16 protein-coding genes and 1 other RNA gene are annotated in these 15,773 nt (G+C 63.4%); 2 read left to right on the forward strand and 15 right to left on the reverse strand.

Annotated elements, in window-relative coordinates:
- Positions 1 to 86 precede the first annotated feature (86 nt).
- From ligA to murD, 7 genes are all read right to left on the reverse strand, one after another.
- Positions 87 to 2,069 (reverse strand): NAD-dependent DNA ligase LigA, encoded by a 1,983-nt coding sequence (gene ligA, locus H8S34_RS09940; RefSeq protein WP_186963890.1) that lies wholly within the window; start codon positions 2,067 to 2,069, stop codon positions 87 to 89.
- Positions 2,070 to 2,131: 62 nt separating this feature from the next.
- On the reverse strand, positions 2,132 to 2,812 hold the full coding sequence (gene yunB / locus H8S34_RS09945) for a sporulation protein YunB (protein WP_186963891.1): 681 nt from the start codon (positions 2,810 to 2,812) through the stop codon (positions 2,132 to 2,134).
- Positions 2,813 to 2,876: 64 nt separating this feature from the next.
- A complete protein-coding gene (locus H8S34_RS09950) occupies positions 2,877 to 4,127 on the reverse strand; it encodes a methionine gamma-lyase family protein (RefSeq protein WP_101693083.1) in 1,251 nt (416 codons plus the stop codon).
- Between the two features lie 43 nt (positions 4,128 to 4,170).
- Positions 4,171 to 5,169: a M42 family metallopeptidase gene (locus tag H8S34_RS09955; RefSeq protein ID WP_186963892.1), complete on the reverse strand. Its 999-nt coding sequence runs from the start codon at positions 5,167 to 5,169 to the stop codon at positions 4,171 to 4,173.
- A 16-nt stretch (positions 5,170 to 5,185) separates the two neighbouring features.
- On the reverse strand, positions 5,186 to 6,211 hold the full coding sequence (locus H8S34_RS09960) for a M42 family metallopeptidase (protein ID WP_186963893.1): 1,026 nt from the start codon (positions 6,209 to 6,211) through the stop codon (positions 5,186 to 5,188).
- A complete protein-coding gene (locus tag H8S34_RS09965; RefSeq protein WP_101693980.1) occupies positions 6,205 to 7,239 on the reverse strand; it encodes a zinc-binding metallopeptidase family protein in 1,035 nt (344 codons plus the stop codon). Before H8S34_RS09965 ends, H8S34_RS09960 begins: the two co-directional genes overlap by 7 nt.
- Positions 7,240 to 7,287: 48 nt before the next feature.
- Positions 7,288 to 8,676 (reverse strand): UDP-N-acetylmuramoyl-L-alanine--D-glutamate ligase, encoded by a 1,389-nt coding sequence (gene murD, locus H8S34_RS09970; protein ID WP_186963894.1) that lies wholly within the window; start codon positions 8,674 to 8,676, stop codon positions 7,288 to 7,290.
- A gap of 258 nt (positions 8,677 to 8,934) precedes the next feature.
- On the opposite strand from murD, the gene H8S34_RS09975 reads away from it, so the two are divergent.
- Positions 8,935 to 9,162 (forward strand): hypothetical protein, encoded by a 228-nt coding sequence (locus H8S34_RS09975; RefSeq protein ID WP_186963895.1) that lies wholly within the window; start codon positions 8,935 to 8,937, stop codon positions 9,160 to 9,162.
- Between the two features lie 33 nt (positions 9,163 to 9,195).
- Positions 9,196 to 9,654, forward strand: an RNA gene (gene rnpB, locus H8S34_RS09980) — RNase P RNA component class A.
- 56 nt (positions 9,655 to 9,710) lie between these two features.
- Here rnpB and H8S34_RS09985 read toward each other — a convergent pair.
- The 8 genes from H8S34_RS09985 to glmM all read right to left on the reverse strand — a co-directional run bounded on the left by H8S34_RS09985 (position 9,711) and on the right by glmM (position 15,728).
- Complete coding sequence (locus H8S34_RS09985; protein ID WP_186963896.1) at positions 9,711 to 10,085, reverse strand: DUF6291 domain-containing protein; 375 nt, start codon at positions 10,083 to 10,085, stop codon at positions 9,711 to 9,713.
- Between the two features lie 259 nt (positions 10,086 to 10,344).
- On the reverse strand, positions 10,345 to 11,073 hold the full coding sequence (locus H8S34_RS09990) for a YebC/PmpR family DNA-binding transcriptional regulator (protein WP_101693077.1): 729 nt from the start codon (positions 11,071 to 11,073) through the stop codon (positions 10,345 to 10,347).
- 115 nt (positions 11,074 to 11,188) lie between these two features.
- A complete protein-coding gene (locus H8S34_RS09995; RefSeq protein WP_101693076.1) occupies positions 11,189 to 11,983 on the reverse strand; it encodes a Nif3-like dinuclear metal center hexameric protein in 795 nt (264 codons plus the stop codon).
- Positions 11,970 to 12,686 carry a class I SAM-dependent methyltransferase gene (locus H8S34_RS10000; protein WP_186963897.1) on the reverse strand — a complete coding sequence of 239 codons (717 nt, stop codon included), beginning with the start codon at positions 12,684 to 12,686 and terminating at the stop codon, positions 11,970 to 11,972. Before H8S34_RS10000 ends, H8S34_RS09995 begins: the two co-directional genes overlap by 14 nt.
- 69 nt (positions 12,687 to 12,755) lie before the next feature.
- Entirely contained in the window at positions 12,756 to 12,968 is a 213-nt protein-coding gene (locus H8S34_RS10005) for a DUF1858 domain-containing protein (protein WP_101693074.1), read from the reverse strand.
- Between the two features lie 323 nt (positions 12,969 to 13,291).
- Positions 13,292 to 13,573 (reverse strand): zinc-ribbon domain containing protein, encoded by a 282-nt coding sequence (locus H8S34_RS10010; protein ID WP_101693073.1) that lies wholly within the window; start codon positions 13,571 to 13,573, stop codon positions 13,292 to 13,294.
- 79 nt (positions 13,574 to 13,652) lie between these two features.
- Positions 13,653 to 14,288, reverse strand: coding sequence for a sigma-70 family RNA polymerase sigma factor (locus H8S34_RS10015; RefSeq protein WP_101693072.1), 636 nt, complete (start codon positions 14,286 to 14,288; stop codon positions 13,653 to 13,655).
- An 87-nt stretch (positions 14,289 to 14,375) separates the two neighbouring features.
- Positions 14,376 to 15,728: a phosphoglucosamine mutase gene (gene glmM / locus H8S34_RS10020; RefSeq protein ID WP_186963898.1), complete on the reverse strand. Its 1,353-nt coding sequence runs from the start codon at positions 15,726 to 15,728 to the stop codon at positions 14,376 to 14,378.
- Between the last annotated feature and the right edge of the window lie 45 nt (positions 15,729 to 15,773).

The following is a 15,773-nucleotide window of genomic DNA, read 5'->3' on the forward strand; positions in this document are numbered from 1 at the left end:
TCGGTTCCGGACGGAGCAAAGGGACAAAAATAAAAATTCCGGCGGCCTCTGCTATGGTGATGCAGAGGCCGCCGGATTTCTTGTAATCAGGATTCCAACAGTCCGATCAGATCTTCTTCGGTCAGCACGGGGATGCCCAGCTCATTGGCCTTGCGCAGCTTGGAGCCGGCCGCCTCCCCCGCCACCACATAGGTGGTCTTTTTGGAGACCGAGCCGGAGACCTTTCCGCCCAGGGCCTCGATGCGCGCCTTGGCCTCGTCCCGGGTGAAGTGCTCCAGCGTGCCGGTGAGGACAAAGGTCTTGCCCGCGAGCTGATCGCCGGCGGGGGCCTCCCGGCTCTCCAGATTGACGCCTGCCGCGCGGAGCGACTCGATCAGATGGCGGCTCTGGGGACTCTCGAACCAGGAGACGATGTTCCGGGCGGTGATCTCCCCGATGTCGGGGATGGCAGTCAGCTCCTCGATGGTGGCCGCCATCAGCGCGTCCAGGGTGCGGAAGTGGGCCGAGAGCACTTTGCCCGCCTTCTGCCCCACCTGCCGGATGCCGAAGGCGAAGAGGAGCCGGGAGAGGTCCCGCTCCTTGGAGGCCTCCAGGGCCGCGATCAGGTTTTCCGCGCTCTTCTGGCCCATCCGTTCCAGAGCAGCCACCTGCTCTACCTCCAGACGGTAGAGGTCGGCCGGGGACTTAACTAGCTCGGCCTTCACCAGCGCCTCCACCACCGCGGGTCCCAGACCCTCGATGTCCATGGCGTCCCGGCTTGCAAAGTGCACCAGATGCCGCAGCAGCTGGGCCGGGCACTCCGCGCCGGTACAGCGGATGTGGGCGCCGTCCTCATCCCGGACCACAGGGGCCCCGCAGACCGGACAGACCGAGGGCAGATGATAAGCCTGCGTCCCCTCCGGGCGCAGATCGGGCAGAACCCGGACGATCTCGGGGATGATCTCCCCCGCCTTCTGGACCAGGACCGTGTCCCCGATGCGGATGTCCTTCTCGGAGATAAAGTCCTGATTGTGCAGCGTGGCGTTGGTGACCGTGGTCCCGGCCAGGCGCACCGGCTCGATGACCGCCTTGGGGGTGAGCACGCCCGTCCGGCCCACCTGGACCACGATGTCTACGATCCGGGAGGGCTTCTGCTCCGGCGGGTACTTGTAGGCTGCCGCCCAGCGGGGGAACTTGGCGGTACTGCCCAGGATGGTGCGGTCGGCGAGATCGTTGAGCTTGATGACCGCGCCGTCGATCTCAAAGGGGTAGTCCTCCCGCTCCTCCCCCATGCGGTCGATCTCCTGCCGGATCTCGTCGATGCCGGTACACAGGCGATAGGGGATGACCTTGAAGTGCTGCTCCCTCAGGTAGTCCAGGGTCTCGGTGTGGGTGGAGAAGGTCTTCCCCTCCGCCCGCTGGATGTTGAAGACCTGGATGTCCAGACGGCGCTCGGCCACGATCCGGGGATCGTGCTGCCGGAGAGAGCCGGCCGCGGCGTTGCGGGGATTGGCGAAGAGGGGCTTCCCCTGGATCTCCAGCGCGGCATTGAGCTGCTCAAAGACCTGCTTGGGCATATACACCTCTCCGCGCACGATGAGGCTGGGGAGCTTTTCGGGCAGCACCATGGGGATGGAGCGGATGGTGCGCAGGTTCTCGGTGACGTCCTCCCCCACCTGGCCATCGCCCCGGGTGGCCCCCCGGACAAAGACGCCGTCCCGGTACTCCAGGGCCACCGAGAGGCCGTCCACCTTAGGCTCCACATCGTAGACCACCTGGTCCGCGCCCAGGCCCTCCTGCACCCGCACGGTGAAGTCGGCCACTTCCTCCCCGTCGAAGACATCCTGGAGGCTCTCCAGCGGAACCGGATGGACCACGGGCGAAAAGCCGTCGGCCACGGTCCCACCTACCCGCTGGGTGGGCGAGCTGGGGTCAGCGTACTCCGGGTGGGCCGCCTCCAGCTCCTCCAGACGGCGGAGCTTGTGGTCAAAGTCGTAGTCGCTCATACTGGGGCAGTCCAGTACATAGTATTCATAGTTGGCCTGTTCCAATTCCTGGCGCAGCTGCTGTATTTCCTGTTTTGCGTCCATAAGGGACCTCCCGTTGGAATGTTTCAGATGGTTGTTGTACTGGGTGTGCCCGTGTACCCCCCTCAGGGGCTCTCCGTCCCGCCGGAGATGTGCACATAGGTCTGGGGGACCTGCCCCACCAGAATGGTCTCGGCCACACAGACCGGGACCTGGGCCTGGATGTCCAGGCTGTGCCCCGGCAGGACGAGGGCGGCGCTGGCCGTCACATCGAACCAGATCCGGTGGAGGGTCTGGTTGATCCCGGCCTCGGAGAACTCGTTGCGCAGCTCTGCCCCGGCCACCGAGACCGACAGGAGCTGCACCTGGATGGAGGGACCGTACCCGCCCAGCACGGAAACGCCGGTCAGATTGCCCAGGGGAAGGGACACCGTCATGGGCTCCATGGCGTGCAGACGGCGGCTGACCTCCTCCACCAGCTGGGCGCGGAGCTGATTGAGGGCAAAGGGGTCCGACGTGAGCGTCTGGACCGTGCCGTCCTCCCCCACCTGAAGGGAGACCAGGTTCTCATAGGAGAGGGGGTACTCCTCCAGATGGTGGGCCACCGCGGCGTTCACCTCCTCCGAGAGAAGGGCCTGAACCTGGGCGGAGGCCAGGGCGAGCAACGATTGGGAGAGCAGCGCGTCCAGCGGAAGAATCAGCAGAAGGGCCAGCCCCACCCCGATCAGGGCGGGCAGGCCCTTCCCTCCCCTGCGGGGAACGGAGCGGCCGGGCCGGGCGGGCCGGCGCAGCCAGATATGTCGCATCCATCGCCGCATGGTATAGACTCACCTCACTTGAGGGAGTATATGCCGCCGCCGGCTTGGCCGATTACTCGCTCCGCAGCAGCTCCTCCACCGCCAGCATGACGCCCAGCTTGCCCGACTCGTAGGTCAGGCCGCCCTGGAGATAGGCGGTGTAGGGGGCGCGCATGGGCGCGTCGCAGGAGAGCTCAATGGAGGCGCCCTGGATGAAGGCGCCGGCCGCCATGATGACGGGGCAGTCATAGCCCGGCATGTCCCATGGCTCCGGGGTTACATAGGAGTCCACCGGCGCGCCGAACTGGATGCCCTTGCAGAACTGCTTGAGGGGCTCGGGGGTGCCGAAGTGGATCATCTGGATGATGTCATGGCGCACCATGTCGGAGGTGGGCTCGGTGGCGTAGCCCAGAAGCTCCATCATTTTGGCGGCAAAGACCGCCGTCTTGACCGCCTGGGCCACCGTGTGGGGGGCCAGGAAGAGGCCCTGGTAGAGGGCGCGGTTCTGTCCCAGGGTGGAGCCGCACTCCCGGCCGATGCCGGGGACGGTGAGGCGCATGGAGGCCGCCTCGATCAGATCCTTCCGCCCGGCCAGGTATCCGCCCGTGGGGGCAAGGCCACCGCCGGGGTTCTTGATGAGGGAGCCGACCACCAGATCGGCGCCCACCTGGGTGGGCTCCTGCTCCTCCACGAACTCCCCGTAGCAGTTGTCCACCAGGATGGCCGCGTTGGGATTGTGCTCCCGCACCACGGCGCACAGGGCGCCGATCTCCTCCACCGAGAGGGAGGAGCGGGTGGAGTAGCCCTTGGAGCGCTGGATGAGCACCGCTTTAACCCGGGGGTCCTGCACGGCCCGGGCCAGGCCCTCGGGATCGGGGGCGTCGTTCACCAGTTCCACCTGCCGGTACTCGATCCCGTAGTCCTTCAAAGAGCCGGGGCCCTTGTCCACTACGCCGATCACGCCCAGGAGGGTGTCATAGGGTGCGCCCACGGCGGAGACCAGAATATCCCCCGGCTTCAAGGCCCCGAACAGGGCGCAGGAGATGGCGTGGGTGCCGTTCACAAACCCGATGCGCACCAGGGCGTCCTCGGTGCCGAAGATATCGGCATAGATCTCCTCCAGCTTGTCCCGGCCCAGGTCGTCGTAGCCGTAGCCGGTGGTGCCGGCAAAATAGCTCTCGGCCACATGGTGCTTCTGGAAGGCGGCCAGGACCTTCTGGGTGTTGACCTCCGCAATGGCGTCGATCCGGTCAAATTGTTCTCTCAATTCCGACTGAGCCCGGGCCGCCAGGCTCCGGACCCGCTCGCTGATCTGTAAAGACATCTCTCTCTTCCTATCCTATCCGAAATCTGAATCTATGATGGGCTCAGCCCTCCAGGGCCGCCCCGGCAAAGGCCGCGGCCAGCTTGGCGCAGGCCTCCACATCCCGCAGGTCCACCATCTCCTGGGGGGTGTGGATGTAGCGGCAGGGGATGGAGATCCCGCCGGTATACACGCCCGCCCGGCTCTGGTGGATGGCCCCGGCGTCGGTGCCGCCGGCCTTGATGATATCGCCCTGGACCGGAATGCCCTGCCCCTTGGCCAGTGCGTTGAGCTTCCGGACCATGCTGGGATGGCAGAGGACCGAGCGGTCCATGACCTTGACGGCCGCGCCCGCGCCCAGCTTGCTGGTGGCGGTGTGCTTGCTCCCCAGCTCGTCGTCGGCGGAGGTCACGTCCACCGCGATGGCATAGGCGGGATCAATGGCGAAGGCCGCCGTCTTGGCGCCCCGGAGTCCCACCTCCTCCTGCACGGTAAAGACGAAATAGAGGTCGTTTTCGCTCTTCTGGAGCTGCTCCAGCGCCAGGAGCAGGACGGCGCAGGAGATGTGGTTGTCCATATAGGGGGCCACCATGCGCTTGCCCGCCACAAAGGAGGCGGTGTCATACACAAAGGTGTCACCCAGCGTCACCTGGCTGCGGGCCTCGGCCTCGTCGCAGGCGCCGATGTCCACATAGAGGTCGTCCAGCTTGAGCTCCTTGGGGTCGGCGCTCTCGGGCACGCAGAGCACACCACGGGTCCCGTTCTGGAACCGGACCGGCGTGGCGGCCAGATCGGGGGCGTGGAGCCCGCCGATGGCGCCGAAGCGCACAAAGCCCTTCTCATCCACGTGGGTGACGATCCCGCCGATGGAGTCCATGTGGGCGGCGAACATCACCTTGGGACCGCTCCCCTTCCGGTGCACGATCACATTGCCCAGCGTATCCACCGAGATGTCGTCGGCATAGGGGGCGGCGAGGGTCTGAATGGCCTGGGCGATCTCCCGCTCATTTCCCGAGGGGGCGTGGCAGGCGTTGAGTGTTTCTATGATCTTTACGATGTCCATCTTGGTACCTCCCTGTTTATGCGCGCGCGGCGATCGCGCCGATGAAGAGCCGGGTCAGATGCAGGATGGCGTCCAGATCCCGCTTGGCCGCCACGCTGGCCGGCGCGTGGAGATACCGTACCGCCAGGGATACGGTGGCCGTGCGCACCCCTTCCCGGGCGCGCTGGAAGGCGGCGGCGTCGTTCCCGCCGGAAATCCAGTGTTTGGTCTGCCAGGGGATCTGATGCTCCTCCGCCAGGGAGCGCAGCAGCTCGAAGAGCCCCCGGTCGGCGATGGAGCCCTTGTCCATGAAGGGGATCACCGCGCCCGCGCCGGGGACACAGACCTTCTGGTGCCCCTCCATGCCGGGCAGATCGGCCGCGGTGGTGGTCTCCAACACCAGGGCGATCTCGGGCTTGACCGAGAAGGCCGCGCCGAAGGCGCCCCGGGTCCCCACCTCCTCCTGGGCGGTGAAGACAAAGGTGCAGTCCATGGGGAGCTCCTCCTCCAGGAGCTTCAGGAGCACCGCGCAGCCAGCCCGGTCGTCCAGGGCCTTGACCTTGACCATACCCTGACCGAACTCCACCCAGTCGCTCTCAAAGACGGCGCAGTCCCCCAGGGAGACCAGCGCCTGGGCCTCCGCCTTGGAGCGGGCGCCGATGTCGATATAGTAGTCGTCCAGCTTGGGGACCACCTTTTCCTCCTCGGCGCTGACCAGGTGGTAGGCCTTCAGGCCGATGACTCCGGGGAGCCCCTTCTCCCCCACCTTGACGGGCTTTCCGATGAGGACGCGGCGGTCGATGCCCCCCACCGCGGAGAATTTCAGATACCCCTCGTCGGTGATGTGGCGCACGATGAGGCCCACCTCGTCCATGTGGGCGCACAGGACCAGCTTGTCGCCGGTGGCCTTCTTGCCGCGCTTTTTCACGATCAGGTTCCCCAGGGCGTCCACCCGGATCTCGTCCGCGTAGGGCTGGGCATGAGCCCGGATACAGGCGCGGACCTCGTCTTCAAAGCTGGAGACGCCGGAACAGGCGCACAGCTCTTGCAGCAGATTCAGCATAGGGTCTCCGCCTCCTCTCCCAGTCCCTCGGCAAAGGCGGCCAGGAGCTGGGCCACCTGCTCGGCGTCCGGCTCATCCATGACCTCGATGGGACTGTGCATATATTTGAGGGGCAGGCTGACCACCAGCGTGGCGATCCCCTCCCGGCAGATCTGCATGAACCAGCCGTTGGTGCCGGTGTGCCCGGCCATGACCTCCAGCTGGTAGGGAATGCCCCGCTCGTCCGCCTTCTCCATGGCCCGGCGGGTCATCCAGCGGGTCATATTGGGACCCACCCCGATGACCGGGCCGCCGCCCACTTCAAAGCTCTTCTCCCTGGGACCGTCCGGCGTGCGGCCGTGGGTCACGTCCACCGCCACGCAGAAGTCGGGGGCGATGGCGAAGGTGGCGCACTGGGCGCCCGAGCCGCTGATCTCCTCCCGGGTGGAGCCCATCACATAGAGGTCCACGTCCAGCTCCTTCCCCTGGAGCAGCTCCGCTGCCCGCAGCAGGGTCACGAAGCAGGCCCGGTCGTCCATGGACTTTCCGCAGATCTCCCGCTCGCCCAGTGGGAAGCAGCCTCCCCGGAAGGTCATGGGGGTGCCGATGGGCACCCGGCGCTCGGCCTCCTCCTGGCGCATGCCGATGTCCACATAGAGCTCAGAGATGGGAATGGAGCGCTTGTCGTCCCCCTCCTTCTGCACGTGGGGGGGCAGGCAGGCCACCACCCCGAAGAGGGGCGGGTCGGTGAGCACGTTCAGCTCCCGGTTGGGGAGCATCCGGGGGTCCACCCCGCCGATGGTCTGAAAGCGGAGGAAACCCTCCTCGATGCCGGTGACGATGAGCCCGATCTCGTCCAGATGGGCGTCCAGCAGCAGCTTTTTGGCGCCCGGCTTTCCGCAGCGGCGCACCCCGATCACATTGCCCATGCGGTCGGTCCAGACCTCGTCCATCAGGGGCTCCAGCAGAGCCCGGGCCACCTGGGCCGCGGGGGCCTCAAAGCCGGAGGGCGCGTTCTGGGCACACAGCTGCTCCAGTGCGTTTCGCATATTCAATCCATATCACTTCCTGTTGTGTTGGGTAAAACCGAATGGCGCTCAGTCCAGCGCGTGGATGATTCGTTTGAAGGCGTTGCCCCGCTCCATGAAGTTCTTGAACCGGTCAAAGGAGGCGCAGGCGGGCGACAGGATGACCACGTCGCCGGGAACCGTGTCCCGGTTGGCCTCCGCCACCGCTTCGTCGAAGTCCTCCACCTCCACGATGGCGGGCCGGCCCGGGGCGTAACCCGGAGCCCCCTCCACTGCGGCGCGGATCTTGCCGGCGGTGGGTCCGGTGAGGACCAGCTTCTTCACGTGGGAGACGATCTCCGGCCCCAGGGTGTCGAAGGGGATGTGCTTATCGTATCCTCCGGCGATCAGAATGACCGGCTGGTCGAAGCAGCGCAGCCCCGCCGCCGTCCGGGACGGGCTGGAGGCGATGGAGTCGTTGTAGTAGCGCACGCCCCGCAGGGTGCGCACCAGCTCGATGCGGTGCTCCACCCCCTGGAAGGCGGCGGCAAACTCCCGGATCACGTCGTCGGGCACCAGGCCGTTCACAGCGGCGATGGCCGCCATGTAGTTCTCCACGTTGTGGACGCCGGGCAGCAGGATGCCCTCGATGGGGAGCACCTCCCGCTTGCCGTTGTCGTCGGAGACCCAGATGGCCCCGTCCTTCACATAGACGCCCCGCTCCAGCTCCTGCTTCCGGCTGAAGCACATCACCCGGCCGGGGGCCTTGGCGGCAAAGCTGCGGGTGATCTCATTGTCCTCGTTGAGGACCACCAGGCCCTCTTCCTCCTGATGGAGATAGATGTTCTCCTTGGCGGAGACATACTCCTCCATGGAGGTGTGTACATCCAGGTGGTTGGGGGCCAGGTTGGTGATGACCGCGATGTCCGGGCTGCGCTGCATGGTCATCAGCTGGAAGGAGGAGAGCTCCAGCACGGCCACGTCCCCGTGCTCCATCCCGTCCGCGTCGGGCAGCAGGGGCTTGCCGATGTTGCCGCCCACATAGGTGGTATAGCCCGCGGCCTTCAAAAGCCCGGCGATGATGGTGGTGGTGGTGGTCTTTCCGTCACTGCCGGTGACGCCGATCATCTGGCAGGGACAGACCTCGAAAAAGGCCTCCATCTCCGAGGTGAGAACCGCGCCCCGCTCCCGGGCGGCCAGGAGCTGGGGAACATCCGGCCGCAGGCCCGGGGTACGGAAGATCACATCCTGATCCAACCCCTCCAGATAATCCTCCCCCAGGCGCAGCGTCACGCCCAGGCTCTCCAGGGCCTCGGCCTGACCGCCGAAGTCGGCCCGGTCCCGCTTGTCGCAGGCGGTCACCTGCACGCCGGCCCGCACCAGCATTTTAATCAGGGGCGTATTGGACACGCCGATGCCGATGACGGCCACCCGCTTCCCCCTGAGATCATCCAGGTATTGCTGTATCATGGAACTCATGGTCTCGTTCCCCTTTCCGGATTACTCCAGTTGTTTAACTGATATATTATATCTCCTCCGCCCAAAAATTTCAAACCATTCTTGCGGTTATCCGTCGGCCGTGAGATATGCCCGCAGGTTGCGGAAGATGGGCTTGCTGGTTTCTCTCGAAAAAACGCTTGACATTGTTTATACAAAGTGATATAATATAAAATTAATATTGACATAAATGAAGCTGCATGCTACTCTTTACTCAACACAGGGTAAGGAGTATTTTTTATGGATTTTTCCAAAAATATGTTTTTTCCAAGAAAAAAGATGCTGACTATTGCGCTCAAATCGTACATTTTGCAGCAGGGCAATTCTCACCTGCAGAAATATTACAGAAGTGCAGAGGAGATCGCCGGCTTTATCTGTGATTTGCAGCCGGCAGAACAGGATGATTACCACGACCTTGCGCACTATATCAAACAGTGGGAAGAGAATCGCGGCGTTCTTTTTGTTTGACAATTTTTCTTCCATAGGGTACAATACCCTTTGCAAGTAGGCTGGACAGCCGCGCAGACGGGACGAAAGGCCCGCCTGTGAGGAAAGTCCGGGCTCCGCAGGGCAAGGATAACGGGTAACACCCGCCGGGGGCGACCCTAGGAAAAGTGCAACAGAGATAAACCGCCTCGTCCCCTTTTCTGGGGCCCCAACAAAAACAGATGTTTTTGTTGGGAGAGGAGGCGCAGCGTACTGAGCGAGCTTTGTCCCTTGGGACGAAGCGAGGGATAGGAAGCTTGCGCCGACGAGGTAAGGGTGGAAAGGCGGAGATAAGAGCCCGCCCGATGGCTGGGAACAGTCCATCGCTGTAAACTCTATCCGGAGCAACGCCGTGGAGGGACATATGGTCGGCCCGACCGTCCCATGGAGGCGGCTGGAGCGTACCGGCAACGGTGCGTCGAGATAGATGGCTGTCTTAAATGACAGAACCCGGCTTACAGGCCTGCTTGTACCAGAAAGAACGTCTCGGCTGTATGGCCGGGGCGTTTTTTGCTGCCCTGAAGAGAGGGCTATTCCACCTCCCAGCGGTGGGCCAGATCCTGGCGGATCTGGGCCAGGACGTCCCGGGCCTGATAGGTGCGCTCCCCGGTTTCCGTGCCGCTCCCCTGCCCCGCCCGCCGGCGCTCCTGGGCGGCCTGGCGGCCCAACCAGCGCTGGGTGTCCCGGTGGATGTTGGAACACATGAAGAGGCAGGCCATCCGGGTCTCCTCCGTCATGGCGGGAAAGGCCTCCAGGATCTCCGGGATGGACGGACTGTCCGGCTCCCCGGCGGCCATGCCGTATTCGAAGAGGGCGGTCAGCAGCAGGCCCCGCTGCTCCAGCGGCAGAGCCTGGACCATGGGGTAGTTGTCAAAATAGACGAGAAAACTTTTCTTCTGTGCCATGGAAAGCACCTCCTACCCCTACCCTCCCGACCGCCCTTTGGTGTACGTTTGCGTACACCTGGGACGCCATATAGGGATAGAAATAGAAAAAGAAATAGAAATAAAGATAGACATAGAAATGGATAGGGTCATAGGCACAGCCACCGTGCCCCGGTGGGGCGGGGCCTTGTGTGCGAAGATGTTTGGTGTGAGAAGGCAAAAAAAGTCAGGCCCCTGCAAAGCGCAGGAGACCTGACTTCTTTTGTGTTGCTGGTATGGATCAGTCCTGATCCCAGTTGTGGTAGACGTTCTGCACGTCGTCGTTTTCCTCCAGCAGGTCGATGAGCTTCTCCATGTTCTTGATGTCGGTCTCATCGGTGAGCTTGACATAGTTCTGGGGCACCATCTGCACGGAGGCCTCCAGGAAAGCGTAGCCCTTCTCCTCCAGCTGGGCGAGCACATCGCCGAAAGCGTCGGGGGCGGTGTAGACGGTGAAGACTTCCTCTTCCACCTGCATGTCGTCGGCGCCGCAGTCGAGGGCGTCCATCATCATGGTGTCCTCGTCCAGGTCCTCCCGCTCGATGACGATGACGCCCTTCTGGTCAAAGGACCAGGACACGCAGCCGGTGGCGCCCAGGCCCTTGCCGTACTTGTCCAGCAGGTGACGGACCTCGGGGGCGGTGCGCTGACGGTTATCGGTCAGAGCCTCCACGATGACGGCCACGCCGTTGGGGCCGTAGCCCTCGTAGACCACGCTCTCGAAGTTGTCGCTGTTCCCGGCGCCCAGAGCCTTGTCGATGGTGCGCTTGATGTTGTCGTTGGGCATATTGGCCGCCTTGGCCTTGGCGATGACGGTGGCCAGACGGGAGTTGTTGGCGGGGTCGCCGCTGCCGCCCTGCTTGACCGCCACGATCATCTCGCGGGCGATCTTGGTAAAGAGCTGAGACCGCTTGGCGTCAGCCGCGCCCTTGGTCTTCTGAATATTGTGCCACTTGGAATGTCCGGACATACAATTCGTTCCCTTCTCCAGAAATCAATACGTCTGCCCCAGCGGGCAGCCGACAAAAATCAGCTAAACTAGTTTAGCACAGCCCACAGGCCTTTGCAACCCCTAAACGTGACGATTATAGATAAGAAAAGACCTCTTTGTGCCGTTTTGTCTGTACAAACTCGACCCCGGGGAAGGCGCCGCGCAGCCATTTCTCCAAAACGGGACAGACCACCTGCTCGGTGGGATAGTGTCCGGCGTCGATCAGATTGATGCCCAGGGCCTTGGCGTCCAGGAAGCCGTTGTACTTCACATCGGAGGTCACGAAGGTGTCGCAGCCCATCCGGAAGGCGTCGGTCAGCAGGTCGCCGCAGGCGCCGCCCCCCACCGCCACACGCCGCACGGGACGGCGGGCGTCCACATAGCGCACGCCGTTGGCGCCCAGGGTCTCCTTCACGAACTGGGCAAAGGCGGGGGCGTACTCAGGGATGCCCTCCCGCATGCCCACACGGCCCACGCCGTAGGGATGGCCGTCCCCGTCCACCCCGTCGGTGTGGAGGAGCTCCAGCTGGGTGAGACCCAGCTTCTGGGCCAGGGCGTCGTTGACGCCGCCGGCCACCGCGTCCAGGTTGGTGTGTACGCAGATGGCGGCGATCTGGTGCTCGATCAGAGAGAGCAGGATGCGCCCGGTGGGATCGTTGTCCCGGATGCTCTTCACCGGATGGAAGATCACCGGGTGGTGGGACACGATGAGCTCGGCCCCCAGCTCGGCGGCCTCGGCCACCACCTCTTCCGTGATGTCCAGGGCGATCAGGACCTTGGAGACCGTGCGCTCCCCGTGGCCCACCAGAAAACCGGCGTTGTCAAAGTCCATCTGGATGGAGAAAGGCGCTCTCTGGTCCAGATAGGCGTAGATGTCATTTACTTTCATCTTGCTTCAACTCCCTTTGCATGGTGATGAGTCCCTCCCGGACGGACTCCAGCTCTGTTTTCCAGGGGATGTCCTCCGGGCGCGTCGAGTGGCGGATGCCGGTGAGGGCCCGTTCCACCCGGGCCAGCAGGTGCTCCAGCAGCGCCGGGCGCAGCGGTTCGCTCCCGGCAGTCTCCCGGGAACCGGCCCAGCACTCCGCGGGGGTCAGAGGGGGCATCTCCCCCGCTGCCACCTGCATAATGGTGTAAATGGTGTTGCCATCCCGGCACAGGCGCTCCCGCAGGATGCGGTAGCCGCTGCGCTGGAGCCAGGCCCGCAGCTCGGGCAGCGCGCTCATGGGCTGGAGGATCAGCGTCCGATCCCCCAGGCGGCACCAGGGGGCGGCCGAGAGGATGGCGGAGATGGTCTCCCCTCCCATCCCGGCGATGGCGATGGTCTGGGCCTCCTCCGGCTGCACCCGCTCCAGCCCGTTGCCCAGGCGGAAGGACATTTGATCGGTGACTCCGTAGCGCTCCGCCGTCTGCCGGGCGCGCTCCAGGGGCCCTTTCCGCAGATCGGAGGCCACCGCGCTGGGGATGATCCCCTTCTGGATCAGATAGGCAGGCAGATAGGCGTGATCCGTCCCCACATCCACAAACCTGGTCTGGGGTGGGACCAGGTCCGCCACGGCCTGCAGGCGCGGCGACAGCTCAATGGTTTTCAAGAACTTCCCTCCTGATCTGAGAAACTCAAAAAAGAGCGGCCGAAAAGCCGCTCTTTTTTCTCGTACCGATTACTGCTGCTCGGAAGCGGCGATCTGCTCGTTGATGGCGTTGAGCAGGGCCTCCACATTGACGCCGTGGACCATGCAGGCCTCCTCCACGGTCTCGCCGCGAGAAGAGGGGCAGCCCAGGCAGTGCATGCCGATGGACATGAAGAGAGGAGCAGTCTGGGGGGCGATATCCAGGATGTCGCCGATGATGGTGTCTTTCGTAATCTGAACCATATGGGTAAACCTCCAAATCAGAAGATAAAAGGATACGTGAGTAGTATATCCTATTTGTCGCCCTTTTTCAACTCTTTTTCCGCTCTCAAAAATGCAAGCATTTTTTCGAAGGGGATGCAGGCCGCGGCGCGCATGCGCGGATGCGCGCACACTTGCGGCCTGAGAGGAGTGTTTTCCGACGTACACGCCGCCGGAAAACACGCTTTCCCTCTCTTCCGCCGTCTGCGGACGGCGGAACTCTGCGAGGCTCCGTGGCAAAGCGCAGAAACCTGCGCAAAAAAACAAGGACGCCCTCCGGGGCGTCCTTGTCTTACATACAGAGCTTACTGCTGCTCGCCGCGCATACGAGCGAAGCAATCGCTGCAGTACACGGGACGGTCGGACTTGGGCTCGAAGGGCACGCGGGCCTCACCGCCGCAGGCGGCGCAGGTAGCAGTGAAGTACTCGCGGGGGCCACGGGAAGCGGCCTTGCGGGCGTCACGGCAGGCCTTGCAGCGCTGGGGCTCGTTCTGGAAGCCGCGCTCTGCGTAGAACTCCTGCTCACCAGCGGTGAACACGAACTCCTGGCCACACTCTTTGCATACCAAAGTCTTGTCTTCGTACATGATAAATACCCTCTCTTTGACTCATTTGCCCAGGTCCGGAATTGAAACCGTGAAGTGCTGGGACAGATTAATATTGCGTTCAGCTCTCGCTGACATCGCCAGATGAAAAGTGCTGCGCGACCTTCCGCCGGATACGTTGCACAGCGTTGTCCACCGATTTCGGGGACCGTTTTACCTCAGCGGCAATCTCGGAATAGGACAACCCTTCCAGATAGAGCCCGAGGATCTTCGCTTCGAAACCGGACAACTGGCCCTTTAGCACATTCATTCGCTCACGGACTTCTTCCTGACCGATCAGAGTATCCTCCGGATTTTCCAGACAGCGATACTCCCTGCCACAGATGTCATGGACGGCAAATCCGTCAAAAAGCGGGGTTTCGAAAGAAACAGAATTGTTCAACGGGGAATGCTTATCTCTTGCTGCTGCTTTAATAGCGGAGCGCAAACGGTTGCGGATACAGGTCTCGGCATAGGTCCGAAAGGAGACCTCCCGCCGGGGATCGTACTCGCGGATGGCGTTCCAAAGTCCCAACATCCCCTCCTGGATCAGATCCTCGCTGTCACCGCCCGCCAGAAAGTAGGGCCGGGCGCACACACGCACCACGCGGTTATAGCGCAGAACCAGCTCCTCTGCCGCGCTGCGATCGCCGGATTTGCTCCTGACGCACAGGCATTCGTCGGAAGGATTGGAGTTTTGGGGTTGGAAAGCACTCATGCTCTTGCTCCTTGTCTGTTATTATACGCAAGAGTATATCTTGTTGTCAAGCGTTTATGCAAAATATTTATATTATGCCAAAAAATCTCACAGGATTTTTATGACATCTACCAGTTCTTCGGCGCAGGCACGGGCTGCCTCCTCGGTCTGAGCCTCCACCATCACGCGGATGAGGGCCTCGGTTCCGGAGGGGCGCACCAGGATGCGGCCGGTCCCCTGAAGGGCGGCCTCCTTGGCCTGGACCGCGTCCTTGAGGGCCTGGGCGGCCATGATTTCTTCCTTCTTTTCCTTGCTCTCCACCGGGAGGTTGATGAGGACCTGGGGATACCGGCGGCAGTCGGCCACCAGCTCAGAGGCCTTCTTGCCCGAGCGGTGGAGCACCTGGAGGAACTGGAGGGAGGTGAGCTCTCCGTCGCCGGTGGTGGCATAGGCGCGGAAAATGGTGTGGCCGGACTGCTCTCCCCCGATGACGAAGTCGTGCTCCAGCATCTTCTCCAGCACGTTGCGGTCGCCCACGGGGGTGCAGTGCAGCTCCATGCCGTTCTCCTTGGCGAAGATGTGCAGGCCCATGTTGCTCATGACGGTGCCCACCATGGCGTTGCCGTTGAGCTTGCCCTCGGCCTGGAGCACCCGTGCGCAGGCGGCCATGATCTGGTCGCCGTCGATGTCCTCGCCCTTCTCGTCCACGGCCAGGAAGCGGTCGGCGTCGCCGTCATAGGCCAGACCCAGGTCGTACCCGCCCTTCACGACAGCGGCCTTCAGGTCCTCCATATGGGTGGAGCCGCAGCCGTTGTTGATGTTGATGCCGTCGGGCTGGGCGTGCAGGATGTCGGCGTGCAGCTTGGGGAAGCGGGCAAACAGCCCCGGCGCCGTGGCCGAAGCCGCGCCGTTGGCGCAGTCCACCACGATGCGCATACCGGCAAAATCGGTGTCCACGGTGGAGACCAGGTGGTCGATGTAGGCCCGGGCCTCCTCCTCGTCCTTGTGGATGACCCGGCCCAGGTCCCCGTGGGTCTTGAGGGCGGGCAGCTGTCCGGAGAGGATGATCTCCTCGATCTCCCCCTCCAGGGCGTCGCGCAGCTTGTAGCCCTGGCTGTTGAAGATCTTGATGCCGTTGTGCTCAAAGGGGTTGTGAGAGGCCGAGATGACGATGCCCGCGTCGGCCCCCATCTCCACCGTGAGGAAGGCCACCGCCGGGGTGGGCACCACGCCCAGATGGAGCACGTCCGCTCCCGCGGAGCAAAGGCCCGCGATCAGGGCGCTCTCCAGCAGGTCGGAGGAGATGCGGGTATCCTTTCCGATGGCCACCTGGGGGCGGCTCTTTCCGGTCTCCTTGGCCATGACCACGGCGGCCGCCAGGCCCACCTGATAGGCGAGAGTGGCGTCCAGACCGGCGTTGACCACGCCGCGGATGCCGTCCGTACCAAACAATTTTCCCATAAATACACCTCATTCTCGTTGAATGTGAGTCAGATTCGATGGCAG

The organism is Pseudoflavonifractor hominis (assembly GCF_014288125.1).
In the GTDB taxonomy this organism is placed as follows: domain Bacteria; phylum Bacillota; class Clostridia; order Oscillospirales; family Oscillospiraceae; genus Pseudoflavonifractor_A; species Pseudoflavonifractor_A gallinarum.